The 14,235-nt window shown below is 44.3% G+C and carries 12 protein-coding genes; 1 reads left to right on the top strand and 11 read right to left on the bottom strand.

Features of this window, described 5'->3' with window-relative positions:
• Nucleotide 1: 1 nt before the first annotated feature.
• Nucleotides 2-406 carry an acyl-CoA thioesterase gene (locus G460_RS0119955; protein WP_026956994.1) on the top strand — a complete coding sequence of 135 codons (405 nt, stop codon included), beginning with the start codon at nucleotides 2-4 and terminating at the stop codon, nucleotides 404-406.
• Here G460_RS0119955 and G460_RS0119950 read toward each other — a convergent pair.
• From G460_RS0119950 to G460_RS0119895, 11 genes are all read right to left on the bottom strand, one after another.
• The gene (locus G460_RS0119950; protein WP_026956993.1) at nucleotides 403-2,013 is read right to left on the bottom strand and encodes a hypothetical protein; all 1,611 of its coding nucleotides are present in this window, start codon (nucleotides 2,011-2,013) and stop codon (nucleotides 403-405) included. The two genes, G460_RS0119955 and G460_RS0119950, sit on opposite strands and share 4 nt — an antisense overlap.
• Nucleotides 2,013-4,193 (bottom strand): hypothetical protein, encoded by a 2,181-nt coding sequence (locus G460_RS0119945; RefSeq protein WP_026956992.1) that lies wholly within the window; start codon nucleotides 4,191-4,193, stop codon nucleotides 2,013-2,015. The genes G460_RS0119950 and G460_RS0119945 overlap by 1 nt, the downstream gene beginning before the upstream one ends.
• Nucleotides 4,190-5,320 (bottom strand): BatA domain-containing protein, encoded by a 1,131-nt coding sequence (locus G460_RS0119940; protein ID WP_026956991.1) that lies wholly within the window; start codon nucleotides 5,318-5,320, stop codon nucleotides 4,190-4,192. The genes G460_RS0119945 and G460_RS0119940 overlap by 4 nt, the downstream gene beginning before the upstream one ends.
• Nucleotides 5,320-6,186 (bottom strand): DUF58 domain-containing protein, encoded by an 867-nt coding sequence (locus G460_RS0119935; protein ID WP_026956990.1) that lies wholly within the window; start codon nucleotides 6,184-6,186, stop codon nucleotides 5,320-5,322. Before G460_RS0119935 ends, G460_RS0119940 begins: the two co-directional genes overlap by 1 nt.
• Entirely contained in the window at nucleotides 6,176-7,168 is a 993-nt protein-coding gene (locus G460_RS0119930; protein WP_026956989.1) for an AAA family ATPase, read from the bottom strand. The genes G460_RS0119935 and G460_RS0119930 overlap by 11 nt, the downstream gene beginning before the upstream one ends.
• A 7-nt stretch (nucleotides 7,169-7,175) precedes the next feature.
• A complete protein-coding gene (locus tag G460_RS0119925; RefSeq protein ID WP_026956988.1) occupies nucleotides 7,176-7,793 on the bottom strand; it encodes a DUF4159 domain-containing protein in 618 nt (205 codons plus the stop codon).
• Nucleotides 7,794-7,904: 111 nt separating this feature from the next.
• Complete coding sequence (locus G460_RS0119920) at nucleotides 7,905-9,221, bottom strand: TldD/PmbA family protein (RefSeq protein WP_026956987.1); 1,317 nt, start codon at nucleotides 9,219-9,221, stop codon at nucleotides 7,905-7,907.
• 15 nt (nucleotides 9,222-9,236) lie between these two features.
• On the bottom strand, nucleotides 9,237-10,880 hold the full coding sequence (locus G460_RS0119915; protein WP_026956986.1) for a TldD/PmbA family protein: 1,644 nt from the start codon (nucleotides 10,878-10,880) through the stop codon (nucleotides 9,237-9,239).
• Nucleotides 10,881-11,180: 300 nt separating this feature from the next.
• Entirely contained in the window at nucleotides 11,181-11,810 is a 630-nt protein-coding gene (locus tag G460_RS0119905) for a carbonic anhydrase (RefSeq protein WP_026956985.1), read from the bottom strand.
• A gap of 13 nt (nucleotides 11,811-11,823) precedes the next feature.
• Nucleotides 11,824-12,864, bottom strand: coding sequence for a zinc-binding alcohol dehydrogenase family protein (locus G460_RS0119900; protein WP_026956984.1), 1,041 nt, complete (start codon nucleotides 12,862-12,864; stop codon nucleotides 11,824-11,826).
• Between the two features lie 40 nt (nucleotides 12,865-12,904).
• Entirely contained in the window at nucleotides 12,905-14,161 is a 1,257-nt protein-coding gene (locus tag G460_RS0119895) for a M14 family metallopeptidase (RefSeq protein WP_026956983.1), read from the bottom strand.
• Between the last annotated feature and the right edge of the window lie 74 nt (nucleotides 14,162-14,235).

The raw sequence follows: 14,235 nt of genomic DNA, 5'->3' as shown, positions 1-14,235 counted from the left end.
TATGGAAGATAAAATCCAGCAATCCATCACACGAATATTCAAGGCAGTATTTCCTAGTACTACCAATCACTATGATACGCTATTTGGAGGGACAGCCATGCAACTCATGGATGAAGTTGCGTTCATTACTGCCACACGGTTTTCCAGAAAAAGAGTAGTTACGGTCTCTTCCAATCGAATCGATTTCACACATCCCATTCCAGCAGGAACTATAATAGAATTGGTGGGAAAAGTATCTCAGGTAGGCAAAACTAGCATGCAGGTTTCAGTCGATATCTTTGTGGAAGAAATGTATTCTGACTCACGGGAAAAGGCGATTTCAGGCAGTTTTACTTTTGTCGCAATTGACGAAAACAAAAAACCGATTAGTATTTTGGAGCCAAAGGAGAGGCAAGTTGAATTTTAACCTTTCAACTTAGGTTCCAGCCACATTGCACCTAAAAATAAAAGCATTCCCAGTATCCAAATCCATGGTGAAACAGGTTGGTATCTTCTCAGATCATTCCCATCTGTAGAAACTTGGCCTTGATTGATGGCTTGGATTAACTGCCCAGAAAAAATGTTTGGCAATTCTTCCGAGGTATAACTGTAATAAGCAGGGCCGTTTTCCCTCCTATTCCAACCTGCAATTGCCGAAGTCCACTTTCCGCTAGCTTTGGAAGGATTGACAAGACTTTGACTTACAAAAACCAGTTCATTCCCAAAGCTCAATTCAGATGACAAACTATCCCGATTGAAAAGCTGAATTTGGCTTTCAAAGCCTATCAAAACCGGTGCGGAAAAGTTGAAACTTTGGGCTTCATCTGGTTCCAAAGCACCGATCACATCACCCCAAAATTCTTCATAAGTCTTTTCTTTTCCTTCCAAAAGCAAGGGAAAACTAGCCTGTACCATTGAAATTGCAATCTTTCCAAAGTCCGTATCTTGAATGGCTACACTCCCTTCATGAAAGGTTTTTTGCCCGGATTGCTCTTTCCAGCGAAAAGGCAGGGCTTCCATCCCATTAGCAAGTGTCCTAGACGTAGCATCAGCTGTCGCTTCAGCTTGAAAGTCCGTCCCAAAGAGCCTATTTACTTCCTGACTGATTGATCTAGGGTCGCTCAACTGAACAAGAAGTAGCGCTGTATTTTCTTCTTTCACCCATTCCTGAACTTGCTTTTGCGCCACCTGAGAGGGATCAGCTATCAATACTTGCAGGGAATCTTCAGCACCACTTTGGAGATAGGAAGATCGGGAGAGCTGGATAGATTCGTTTACATGCTCTCCTTTCTCCCTCAGCCAATTAGTAAGAGTACGAGTCTCTCCACTCGGAAATCCCAACTTGAAAAAGTATTGCTTCGGCGAGGAAGCAGCAGTAAAATAACGAACTGACGTCAAGGTATCCCCATCCAAAATCAGTGGCAAATTGGTTTCTCCTACACCAGCATTATAAAACTCCAATGTTCCCTGATTCCATCCTTTTTGAAGCTGAATCGAATCCGAACCGACAGACAAAACCTTCAAATAGGCACTGTCTCTATCCGAAAAAACAGTATAGGTCAATCGCTGCAACTCCCCTTTTCTGATGGCTCCTTTCCAGGAAATATCTTGCAACTGACCGTGTTTTCGAGGAAGAATCCAGGTAATTTTCTTCTTTCGAATGGGAAATAAATCCTCTTCAGAAAAATCTGCTCCCAAAAGAAAAATATCATTTTCGCCCGAAGAAAAGCGCTGAAGTGGAATCGCTTTTTTCATTTGAAGACTATCTTTCCAAAAATCAATCTCAGCCTTATCTAAACTGCTGGAATATACTAGAATTCTAGACTCATCAGAGTCAATCCCCAGTTGCGGCCTGAGTAGAGCCAAAGCCAAACAAATCCAAAAGCCCAAAAACAGGCCAGCTTTGAGAAGTAAACGCTTGGGATCATGATTTTTTCGAGCCAAAAGAAAAATAGGTGCAGCACCTACCAGCAGAATAAGGCCTAGAATCACCAAAAGAAAAGGGATTGAAACTATCGGATTGAGTTCAAACATCATTTCAAATTCTCTCTAAAGGCATTTTTCAATTTAGCTGCAGTGGGATAGGAAGCCTCCACACTTTTATAGCTTTTGGCGATAGGATAGAGCTTCTCCTGAAGAATTTCACTTCCCTTGGCATCCAATTTTCCTACTTCCAGTTGCTGCAACTCTACTAAAACAGACCAGTCATCCAAGCCGGACTTTTGCAGTCGCTCTGTCCATAGCTGTCCCAAATCCCGGATTACCTGCTTCTCAGATTCTCCTAAGTTTGGTCGATTCAGATATCCCAAAACCTGGGAAACCAATGGCTCCATCCGTCGATTCAACTCTTGCTGCTCTCTGCTGATTCGTTGCCCAATCTCATCCAAATCACCCGTCAGTCGCTTTTCTTCTTCTTTGATTGGCGGCGGATCGTAGCCGGTCTTTTTGATATAGACTCTTGATTTTTGCTGCACAGTTTTCAGATATTCCAGTGCTTTATACTGATATGGTAGAGAAGTCTCCGGCTCAAAAAGCCTCAAATAAAGCTCCGCTTGCCACATTTGTTCCAAGGCTGATTTCAAAGCGCCGCGTGTACTCGCTTCGAAATAGGTATTCATATCCTCCGAATCATGGGCATGCATGTACTCACTCAGGAGGCTTTCGATTCCACCCTCTTGGGCTGGATCTACCTCTTCGCCATGCGAGTGACCCTGTTCTTCCTCATGTGATTCGGCAGGATGAAAATCAGGATCATGCTCCCCTTCTTGATCATGCAAATGCATAAAACCCGTCAATAAATCTCCTCCTTCAGCGTCCAGTTCTCCTCCCCCAGCATCAGATTCAAACTCCTCTCCCAAGTATTGCCCATAGCGAAGTCGGAGCAACTTCTGATCATAGCCGATTTCATTGGAGGTGTAGTTGAAATCCTCCTTCTTCTTGGCTTTTCGCTCAGCGATCAGCTTTTCTGTATCGATGATGATCTGTCTCTGACTGCGGAAATATTCTGGTAAGACATTGATTGCCATCCCGGCCATGGCTTCCTCACTGTCATCATTTTCATCAAAATACTTGATGAAAAAAGTATCCGTTCGGGAAGAATTAGCTTCTGGTCTTTGATTATCTATCGCCGTCCAATAGTAATACAGCTCATCTCCGGGCTGAAAATCCATTTCTGACACATCCAGCACCAAGGAGGAGTTTTTGGATTGAAAAGGAGAATTTTCAACGGCAATCCGAGTCTCGCGGAACTTGACATTTTCACCTTTCCCTCTTGCCAAAGTAGCTACGATAGCGACCTGATTTACTTTGAAATCATCAGAAATCTGCGCTTTCAAGACAAGCTTCGGATTATTGCCCGGAAAAAAGTATTTGTAGTTTTCCTTCTCAGTAGGGATAATCTCCGGAGCCTTGTCTTCCAGTGAATTCATTCGGTAAAAATCGGACTGGAAAACCTGTAGAGAATCTTTGAAAGCTTGAATGGAATAAACCCCTGAATGAATCAGCTCCTGTTTCAATAAAAAAGCTTTGTCTGATTTCTCAAATGACTGTTTCTCTCCTAGGCTATTCACCCAAAAAACAGCTAAATCAGAGGAATTCTCAAAATTGAGCTCCCAAGAAACCTGTGATCCTTTGTACGCTTCGATTTCAAGATTTTGCTGCGATGTAGCCGCAATCCCAGTATAAGCAGGCGATTGAATTCTCACCTCAAAATCACTTAACAAAACCGGAATTTCCTCCGAAGGCATCAAATTTTCCATTTGAGAGAAATTTGTGTTTTCAGCCATTCCGGAAGAAGTTTCCTTGATTTGAAAAACCAATGCAGTCGCCAAAATCACAACACCTACAGCAATCAAATACGGAATCAACCCTTGTGAAAAAACGGTGATTTTCTGAGGAAGTCGGGATGAAATCCGCTCCAGTTGGAGTCGTTCACCGATCGAATAGTTTGTTTTCTCCAAAAGCTCCAAGCTAAACTCCATATTGCCAGACCGCTCATGAAGCATTTGAACTGCCTTTTTTTTCTGACTTTTGAAAGCTCCCAAACTGGCAGCAAAGATCACAGGCAATGCACCAAACAATGCTTTCCACCATGTCCTATCCTCCATCAAAAACATGAATGGAAGAAAACATAAAGCCAATAGAAAACCTTTCAACCAAAGATTGAGAGACAATTGTCCTTCCACTGAGGCGATATGTTTCTGGATCTTGTTCACAGGTTTTTACGATAAGTTAGAAAGCGCTCTCCTCCGAAAATCAATAGCAATAAAACCAACCACAACTCAGTCGTGTTTGGCACTTTGGAAAGTTGAGCCTCAGGAATCTGACGAAACTTACTTGACAAACTCATTTCAGAGATCTTAGTCTTATCTGCATCTATTTCAAATTTCTTCAGAATATCTTCCAAAATCAATTCGGGTACTATTCCTTCCGAGACCAAGTTTTGCCATGACAAGCCGGTCTCCCTTTCATAATTCTTCTTACTGATAATCTGATAATTACCATTTCCAATAGCAAGTGAACTGGAAGTAAAAAGAAGAGCTACCTGACTGGAGTCAGATTCTAAAAAATCAAGCTGATAAACGGAATGAATGGCATCCATCGCCGCCAAAAAATCTTGTTGCTCGGGAATTCCCTCTTGTTCAAATGCATATCGAATAGGCATTTCAATGACCTTTGTCCTAGATTCTTTCTCTTCAATAAAATTCAAAAGCCCATTTTGATCTTTTCCCAGATACACCCCTGAGTCCAGCTGAAAAACAGAAGCTGTAGCTGAAAAATCAGCATGCTCACTGAGGTGAAGCAGAGGCTTCTTGGGCAACCAATACATTTCGTCTGGAAAGTCAGACATCAAACCCGGCACATACAGATGAACAGAATCCACTTGAGAGTCCAATTGATCAAGATAAGCCTGAATAGATACAGGCTCAAAATCCAAATCGGGAAGAGCGGCTCCGGTCTCCAACTCAGGTAATCCATCTGCCAGCCAAAGCACGGTCTCACCTCTTTCCTGTGCCTGCTCAAGTTCGAAACGAAACTCCGATTCCAACTCTTGATGCGGCAGCACCAAATGGACAGTTTCTGAAAAAGTATCTTCAGCAAATGCCTTCCACCACAGTCCAACCAGGAGGATCACGAGGCAAATCCAAAGTAGTATTCTGAGCAGTAATAGTAATTTTTCTTCCAGTTTGACAGATCTACTGGATTGAGATTCTTGTGGATTGAGCCAAGCCGTAGCCGCCCAATGAATGACTTTTCCTTGCCTCCCATTCCAAAGGTGTATCATCACCGGAACAGAAAGTCCCAAAAGGCCCCAAAGCATGGTAGGTTGAATCCAGTCCATCAGCTCAGGTGTTTGCGGTTGAGAATCTGCCTTACTACCTCGGTCAAGGGTTGCTGCATACTGACGCGCATTAGCTTCACTTTCGGCAATAGCATCGCCTGGTCCAGTTGTTTCAGATAGGTGTCAAAACGGGATTTGAAGTCCTTTTGCACAGATTTTCCATTCTGAATATATTCAGCACCAGACTCCAAATCCTTGAAAATAAAATTGCCATCCAGCTGAAAATTGAGTTCCTGCTCTCCCAAAATCTGAATCAAAATCAGCTCTTTTCTAGGATGAAGAAAGCTCTTGACCAAGCTTTCCCATTCGGTATCTTTCTGCAAAAAATCTGACACCCAAATGATTAACTCCCGATTTCGACCTTGGGTCAAAGCTTCAGGAAAGGCACCAATAGGCCAGTCTCCATGCGCTTTTTCATCTTCCAAATAGTACAAAATCCTCTGAAAACTCTTCGGCGTTGGAGACACCTTTTGATCAATCTGCCCAGCATGCAAGGTGTAATAGCTCATCGCATCTCCCTGCAAGTATCCCAAATAAGAAAGGGAAGCGAGCAGATTTTTGGCATAATCCAGCCGGGTAAAACCCGACTCTTCATAGTTCATTGAGCCAGAAAGGTCCAGCATCATTCGAATGTGAAGATTACTTTCCGTAGTGGATTCCTTGACCATGTATTTTCCTGATCTGGAAAAATACTTCCAATCTATCCGTTTGAGATCATCTCCGGGGCGATAATGCCTGTATTGCTCAAATTCACTTCCCACTCCCACCCGGATGCCCGAGTGTATCCCTTGCCGCAACTGCTCCGAAATCAGTCGAGCAGACAGCCGAAGGTCATTGAGCTTGATGATCTCGAGATTACTTGGCATGAACAGGCACTCTGGCTAGTATCTTGGAAATAATAAAATCGGTATCCAACTGCTCTGCTTCAGCTCGGAAATGCAAAGAAATCCGATGTCTCAAAACCGGGTAAATCAGTGTCTGGATATCTTCTGGGATCACCGAATACCGTCCCTTGATGATAGCCCTAGCTTTGGCACAAAGCACCAAGGCCTGTCCGGCACGAGTTCCAGCTCCCCATTCCACATAGGTTTTGACTTCCTCTACATCGGTATTTTCGAGTCGCGTGGCACGAATCAGTCGTGTGATATACCCCAACAGGGAAGAATCCAAATGCACCTCCCGCGTTAACTGCTGCAATTGCTGAACTTCCTCACCGGAAAGCACCTTCTCTGGCTGGGCACGATAGGTTCCGGTAGTTTTCTCCAAGACCTCTGCCTCCTCCTGCTCACTTGGGTAGCCAAGCTTGATATACAAAAGAAAACGATCCAACTGCGCCTCTGGCAAAGGATAGGTCCCACTTTGCTCGATCGGATTTTGTGTAGCGATGATCAGAAAAGGACTCGGAAGCTTGTAGTTTTTCCCTCCATAAGTGACCAGCTTTTCCTGCATGGCTTCCAATAGAGCTGCCTGAGTTTTGGGAGGAGTTCTATTGATCTCATCCGCCAAAACCATATTGGCAAAGATGGGACCTTGATTAAATTGAAAAAATTTCTTCCCGGTACTATGATCCTCTTCCAGGATCTCTGTCCCCAGAATATCACCAGGCATCAAATCCGGCGTGAATTGAATCCTTTTGAAACTCAATTCCATCACTTCTGAGATTGTTTTGACCATCAGCGTCTTCGCCAAACCCGGAACTCCTTCTAGCAAACAATGTCCTCCAGCCAAAAGCGTGATGATCACTTCATCGAGCACTTCCTCTTGACCGACAATCACTTTGGCAATTTCTTTTTTCAACAGGGGAATCTTATCCACTACCTGTTGATATTTAATCAGTTCTGTTTCCAAGGTTGGTTTAGGTTAAGGCATACACGACGATATTCACTCCAAAGCGGGTATTGTCGATTTTATTGAATCTTTTGTTTCGAAAGTCATAGTCCCACTCACAGCCATAGTCTTTGTTGCTGTAAAGAACTCCGATTCTTCCATTGACCTCGATGGCCTTCAGGTAATCATGAACCAGATCATCACCCCAGCCATTGAGTTCAAAAGAAGTGGCTGGTGGCCCATCTTCAAACTCAAAAAAGCAGCGGTAAATCCAGTGGTCGTTTGGGATTTTTTGGAGCGAATCTGCACCAAAGGTTCTGGTCATTTCTTCCTCAAATGACTTAGCAAAGAGACCGTCAATATCATGGTTGCAATCATCCACAAAGACGAATCCGCCCCCTTCCACGTACTTTTTGAAGATCTTTCTTTCCTCTTGCGTAAACTCCACCAGCTTGTGTCCACTGAGGTAGCAAAAGGGACTTTTGAAAAGCTCCTCACTGCTCAGCTCGATCACTCTCTCCTTTTCATCCACCGGAATCGTCGTGTATTCCACCAGACTATGAAGCAGATTGGAAGGCATACGCTGATCTGTATCCCAATTGCCTGAGCTGTATTTGATTCGGGTGAAAAAGAAGTTGGCAGTCAAAGCTGAAAGTTTTCAATGAGTAGCAAGTAGTAAGTGGTAAAAAGTAAGTTGTACCAATTTACTCCTCACTACTTACCACTTACATTTTACTGGTACAGACGTGCTATCAAATTAAACAGCGTCTGACAAACTGGAGAAGGTAAAATCTCTGATTTTCATCGGAGGCACCATATTTCCATTGGTTCTTTCCGGCTTGCCCATCGCTTCGATGTTATTAAGCATGATGATTGGACTTTCATTAAAGCGGAAATTTTTCACCGGGAATTTGATCTGACCGTTTTCGATGTAGAAAGTACCATCCCGAGTCAACCCTGTATAAAGCAAGGTCTGAGGATCTACAGATCGGATGTACCAAAAACGAGTCACCAAAACACCTCTTTCGGTATTGCGGATCATGTCCAGTAGGGATTCATTTCCTCCTTCGAAAATAAATCCTCCTGCTCTTGGTACAGGCTTCACACCTTGCTTTTCCGCCCAATAGCGGGAATAGAACATATTTTTAACTACTCCATTTTCGACCCAAGTGGTCTTTTCGGTAGGAAGACCGTCTCCGGACCAAGGGTTGCCAGGGATATCTGGATGACTGGGATCAGAATAAATCTTCACTCGCTCATCGAAGAGCTTCTCTCCTACCTTGGTGCCGCCACCTTTTTTGCTGAGGAAGCTACGTCCCTCATCTGCACTACGAGCATCCATACCAAATGCCAAGAGTCTCAATAGGTCATTGGCAGCCATTGGCTCTAGGATGACCGTGTATTTTCCGGGCTCAATTGCCTGGGCATTACTAGAGGCTTTAGCTTTTTGCGCTGCAATATTCGTCACAGGGCCTGCTTTGAGAAGGCTGGCATCGTTGAAATCCTTGCCCGCATAGCCTGAGCCTGTTCCGTCATTGGTACGGACAGTCACAGTGAAATCGACAGATGTCGATTGATTGTATCCAAAAAGACCTTTGCTGTTCCCAGTAGCCACAAATCCGGAGAAATCCTCCAGGTATCCAGCTGCAGTCAGGTCATTTTCCTCACAGGGAGCGATGGAATCCATAGCCACCTGAGCTCTATATTCCGGATCAATCTGGTCCGTAGCCGAAGCAAAAGTCTTGGATTCAGCATAAGTCTGAGGCCCAAGCATCGGCATGTATTCCGGGTTTTCCGGTGCCAATCTTGCGATTTCCTCAGCTCTTGCTACTGCTTTTTTCAGAGATTCATCGTCCAGTTCATTGATGGTGGTGGAACCTGATTTTTTACCAAATACAGAAGTAATGCTCAATCCGATTTCGTTGGTTTCCCCACTCGTATTGACCGTATTTCTGGCGTAGCGAATATTACCAGTACGGCCTCCACGGACGGAGACTTCTGTTTCATCTGCTGTCGCAAAGGACAATACTTTGTCTATGATTGCCTTCGCTTCTTCTTTCGTTAGTATAGCCATGATGTTGATTTAGAATTAAATGGATCTACCGGTATTGATTACATTGACTCCGTCAAAACGGGTAGTCGAGCTACCATGAGACACAGCACTCACCTGAGAAGGCTGGCCTTTTCCGTCAAAGAAAGTTCCGAACAAACGGTAATCATCCTTGTCACAAACTGCTGAGCAGCTATTCCAAAACTCTTGGGTATTGGACTGGTAGGCTACGTCTTCGAGCATCCCAGCGATTTCGCCATTTTTGATTTCGTAGAAAACCTGCCCCCCGAACTGGAAGTTGTATCGCTGCTGATCAATAGAATAAGATCCTCGACCAATGATATAGATTCCTTTTTCAATGTCCTTGATCATATCATGAGGACTCAGTTTGTCCGGCCCTGGCTTGAGAGAAACATTAGCCATGCGCTGAAACTGTACAGAAGCCCAGTTGTCCGCATAGCAGCATCCATGAGACTCTTTTTCACCGATGATCTGCGCTTGATCTCGGATAGCCTGATAGTTGACCAAAACTCCGTCTTTGATCAGATCCCACTCTTTGGTTTGTACCCCTTCGTCATCCCAGCCTACATAGCCTAATGAATGTGGCTGAGTTTTATCTGCCACGATATTCACTTTGTCTGAGCCATATTGGAAAGACTTGGTTTCCCACTTGTCAATAGTGGCAAAGCTGGTACCTGCATAGTTGGCCTCATAACCCAAGACACGATCAAGCTCTAGCGGGTGGCCCACAGACTCATGAATAGTCAGACCTAGGTGATCCGGATCCAGCATCAGGTCATATTTACCCGGCAATACCGATTTGGCAGATAGTTTTTCTTTGGCATGATTGGCAGCTGCAATGGCATCTTCTACCATGTCGTAGCTATTTCTGTAGCTATTGAAGCCGGCTGGGTTGAGGTATTTCTCAGACTCCAAGCCATCCATGTATTCATATCCCATGCCCATCGGCGCACTTAGTGCCTGACGGGAACGGAAAAGTCCTTCTTCCCGATTGACCGCAGTCACGTTGAATGTAGGCCAAATCCTATGCACATCCTGATCGATGTAGGATCCATCGGAGGAAGCAAAGTATTTCTGCTCATTGACCATGAAAAGGTTGGAATTGACAAAGGCAGCTCCGTTTTCCAAAGCAGCATTGTTTACATCCAGCAAAAGATCGATTTTCTCTTTGACTGGCACCTCCATGGAGTTCTTTTGGATAGGCGTCTTCCAACTTACTTCGCCGTAGGCCGCTACTGGAGCGAGTACAACAGGTTCTTTTTGCAATTTGGAATTTGCTTTGGCGATAGCCACGGCGGTCTCCGCACATTTTTTGATCCCTTCAGGAGTCACATCGGAAGTGGCCGAAAAGCCCCAGGTGCCATTGGCAATCACCCTGATACCGACTCCAAAAGATTCGGCATTGGTGATCCCTTGGACATTGCGCTCTCTGGTAAAAAGGAACTGCTGGAGATATCTACCGATTCTCACATCTGTATAGGTAGCTCCCAAAGATTTGGAGGTGTTGAGTGCCACATCAGCGAGCAACTTCTTGGCTGCCACATCGATTCCCGGTGACAGCAAGTGCTCCTCCGAAACGGGCCTGCTATGGGCTGCTAGTCCCGGAACCATCATGGCTCCTAGTCCCAGACCCGATAGATGAATAAAATCTCTTCGTTTCAATGGATTTTTGGTTTATAGTGATGGGAAATTTCTTTCTCTTTTAAATGTAAGAGGATATTTCGGTTGATTCAACCTGAATCTTACAGTTGTGGTCAATTGGTTGTTTTTGGGGAGCTTTTTCGATTTGAAACCAGCAATCCCTGATTTTTAGGTTTAAAAAACTCCATATTCTCCAATAATAATGTCCGATTTTGGATACATTGGCTTTTTAAGACTACATAATAGACCGAAATTCTCGAACCATAAAAAAAGCCCATTTATTCCAAAATGGGCTTTTTCATCAAATTGCTCGAATTGCTACTAATCCTCCAAGCGATAAATTTCCATAATATCGCTGAGGGCTTTTTGGAAGTCAATCTCCAAATCAATCAATTTCCCCGACTTGATGTCAAATACCCAGCCATGGATCTGCATCCCTCTTTTTCGCATAGCTCTTTGTACAGCAGCCATTTTGACCACATTGATTGCCTGCTCCTTGACATTGAGCTCCACCAAGCGGTCATAGCGCTTATCTTCATCGGAGATCGCATTGAGTTCATCCTTGTGCGAACGGTACACATCGCGAATATTGCGAAGCCAAGGGTTCAGAATCCCTAAATCCTGAGCTTGCATCGCAGCTTTGACACCTCCACAGGAATAGTGACCGCAGACAACGACGTGATTGACCTCCAGATGAGTAACGGCATAGTTGATCACACTTTGTGCATTGAGATCAATGGCATTGACCACGTTGGCAACATTACGGTGGACAAAAAGCTCTCCTGGCTGCATCCCCATCAGGTCCTCAGCTGTCACACGTGAATCAGAGCAGCCGATGTACAGCACTTCTGGTTTTTGGCCTTTATTTAGATTCTCGAAATAAGCAGGATCATTTTGGGTTTTGGATTGGATCCACTTTTCATTGTTTTCAAAGATTTTTGATAAGTCCATAGTATTGGTTTTGTTAATTGTTTCTTTCAGTTTGAGTGAGATCTAGCATGATCTTGATAGTTCCTTTTGGTTGCATGGCCCAATCTTCCAGAGCCTTGGGAGCTTTCTCCAGTGAGATTCTCTTTGTAATCACTTCCTGAACCGGAAAACTACCTGACTCAAGATAAGCAATCACTGCTGGAAAATCCTTCCTTCCTACGGAATTTCTCGAGCCCAGGATTTCTATTTCCTTTTGTACAAAAAGTGAGGTATTGAAGCCTACTTCTGATTTTGCATAACCAATACAAACCACACGTCCCAAAAATGCAACTTCATCCACTGCTGCCCTATAAGTAACTTGAGTTCCGGCAGCTTCGATGATCACATTCGGCCCGTCTCCATCAGTCAATTTTCTCAAGCGCTCCGCCAGATCCACTTCCAATGGATTGATGGTATGCTTCACCCCGATCTGTTTGGCAATTTCCAGCTTAGCATTATCCAAATCCACAGCGATCACCTCCGCTCCACGATCCACCGCAGAGGCGACGGCTCCCAAGCCCACGATTCCGCAACCCAAAACTGCCACTATATCTTTGGCCCCAACTCTACCACGATCTACTGCATGAAAGCCTACTGTGAGAGGTTCGACCAGAGCCAATTCTTCGTAAGTCAGTTTATCTGATGGAAAAACGTCCTGCCAAGGAGCCGCAACATATTCGGTCATTGCCCCTGATCTCCGCACACCCATTGTTTTATTGGATTGGCAGGCATGAGGTCTATCCTTGCGACATGCAATGCATGTTCCGCAGTTTTGATAAGGGTACAGGGTCACTTTGTCCCCTACCTTTATAGCTGAAGGCACTCCCTCTCCTACGCTCACTACTTGTGCTCCCACTTCATGGCCTAGGATAATGGGATATTCCTGAAGTGGAAAAAGCCCCTTAAAGCCATTCAGATCCGAACCACAAAAACCTACTCGTTTTACTTCTAGCAAGACCTCACCAGATTGGAGGAAAGGTCTTTCGGTTTCGCGTACTTCTGCCTGACCCACATCGGTCAAAAACAATGCATTCATGTAATCAGATTTTATTGGTTTACCTGCTTTAGGTCCATATTCACTTCCATTTCTTCTTATTGAGAATCTTCATCAGTTCCTGAGCCAAATACTGCCCTTTCATCTGGATGACTTCCCTCGGTGTATTGTCACCTACCTCAAAAGTCATAGATTCTGCCTGATGAACAAAGAAAAAATAGGAATTGGAAGTAACACTTCGTTGATTCCCCTCATTGGGACGGATATTGGGAATATAATCTGGGATTCGCTTGGAAGATCGCTTGATGACCTTGGGAATCAAGCCCGGAAAGTTTCCTTCCAACTCTTCATTATTGGTATAAAAAATATCTTCCCAAGTGGAATGGAAGTCAGCTGCAAAAACGAACTTCCCTCCTGATTCAGCGACTTTTTGCTCCATAAAGTCAGAAAGGGCTTTCGTTTCTGGTTGATTGAAATTCACCCAATCCCGATTGAGATCTATCCCTCTTGCATTATGTCTCCAGTGTCCATTGGCAACACCATCCGGATTCATCTGAGGCATGACATAGAGATTGTATTTCTCACGAAACTTCCTCGCTTCTGGACTATCCTTGACTAGCTCCTCCACAAAAGCTTCCATCGCCAAAAAGCCAGTTAACTCAGGCGGATGCTGCATAGAAATCACCATCAACATTTGACGATCATCAGCCTCTCCTATTTTCAAAACTTCCAGTGGCCTTCCCTGCTTACTTTCTCCAATTGCTATTTTGGACACAAAATCCTTTTTCAAAAGCTCCTCTTTCCAGTTCTGAACATGTGCTGTGCCGATTCTATCCTGAGCCGCAATCCACAGTGTATCTTTCGAACTCTTCACTTTCAAAAAGCCCATTTCAGGTCTTCTTTCTTCGGTCTTAGGTTGGAAAAAATTCGCCGAGTCAACATTCACAAAGTCAACTCCATCTTTGCTGGTTTTTGGAAAGTAGCGATGAAAGCCAATTCCCCCATAGCTGAACTGAATCCAAAACTCCTTGGCTTGCTCTGACCAAAGCTTAAACCCATACCATGGACTGGGGTTGATTGGCTGATTCTCTGGCAAAATGCTCACCTGAATCAGCGTATCATTGAGTCTTTCTACTTCATTTAACCGAGCTCCTTCGAGTTCATTTGAGAAAAACACACCATCTCCAGCATCAAAAGTCTGCTTGGTTTGGATGGCAATGGGCTTGTCTGTGGTTTCAATGATCTGAATTGGGCCTTGCCCTTCCCATTGAGAGACGGACTTGCATGCCATCAGGATAGTAAAGAGCAAAATCAGGATACGTGGCAGGAATGATTTCATGGTGAAAGATAAAGTAATCTGAGTCCAATTCTGAAGCACATTTTTTTCAAATTTGGAAAAGCCCTAGTGTATCG

It is taken from the genome of Algoriphagus vanfongensis DSM 17529 (assembly GCF_000429465.1).
Lineage (GTDB): Bacteria > Bacteroidota > Bacteroidia > Cytophagales > Cyclobacteriaceae > Algoriphagus > Algoriphagus vanfongensis.
This window is presented reverse-complemented; position numbering and strand designations above follow the sequence as displayed.

Excerpts from the sequence above, each read along its gene's own strand:
- G460_RS0119955 (WP_026956994.1), top strand. The coding sequence starts at position 2 with ATGGAAGATAAAATCCAGCAATCCATCACACGAATATTCAAGGCAGTA.
- G460_RS0119950 (WP_026956993.1), bottom strand. The coding sequence starts at position 2,013 with ATGTTTGAACTCAATCCGATAGTTTCAATCCCTTTTCTTTTGGTGATT.
- G460_RS0119940 (WP_026956991.1), bottom strand. The coding sequence starts at position 5,320 with ATGGACTGGATTCAACCTACCATGCTTTGGGGCCTTTTGGGACTTTCT.
- G460_RS0119935 (WP_026956990.1), bottom strand. The coding sequence starts at position 6,186 with ATGCCAAGTAATCTCGAGATCATCAAGCTCAATGACCTTCGGCTGTCT.
- G460_RS0119920 (WP_026956987.1), bottom strand. The coding sequence starts at position 9,221 with ATGGCTATACTAACGAAAGAAGAAGCGAAGGCAATCATAGACAAAGTA.
- G460_RS0119905 (WP_026956985.1), bottom strand. The coding sequence starts at position 11,810 with ATGGACTTATCAAAAATCTTTGAAAACAATGAAAAGTGGATCCAATCC.
- G460_RS0119900 (WP_026956984.1), bottom strand. The coding sequence starts at position 12,864 with ATGAATGCATTGTTTTTGACCGATGTGGGTCAGGCAGAAGTACGCGAA.
- G460_RS0119895 (WP_026956983.1), bottom strand. The coding sequence starts at position 14,161 with ATGAAATCATTCCTGCCACGTATCCTGATTTTGCTCTTTACTATCCTG.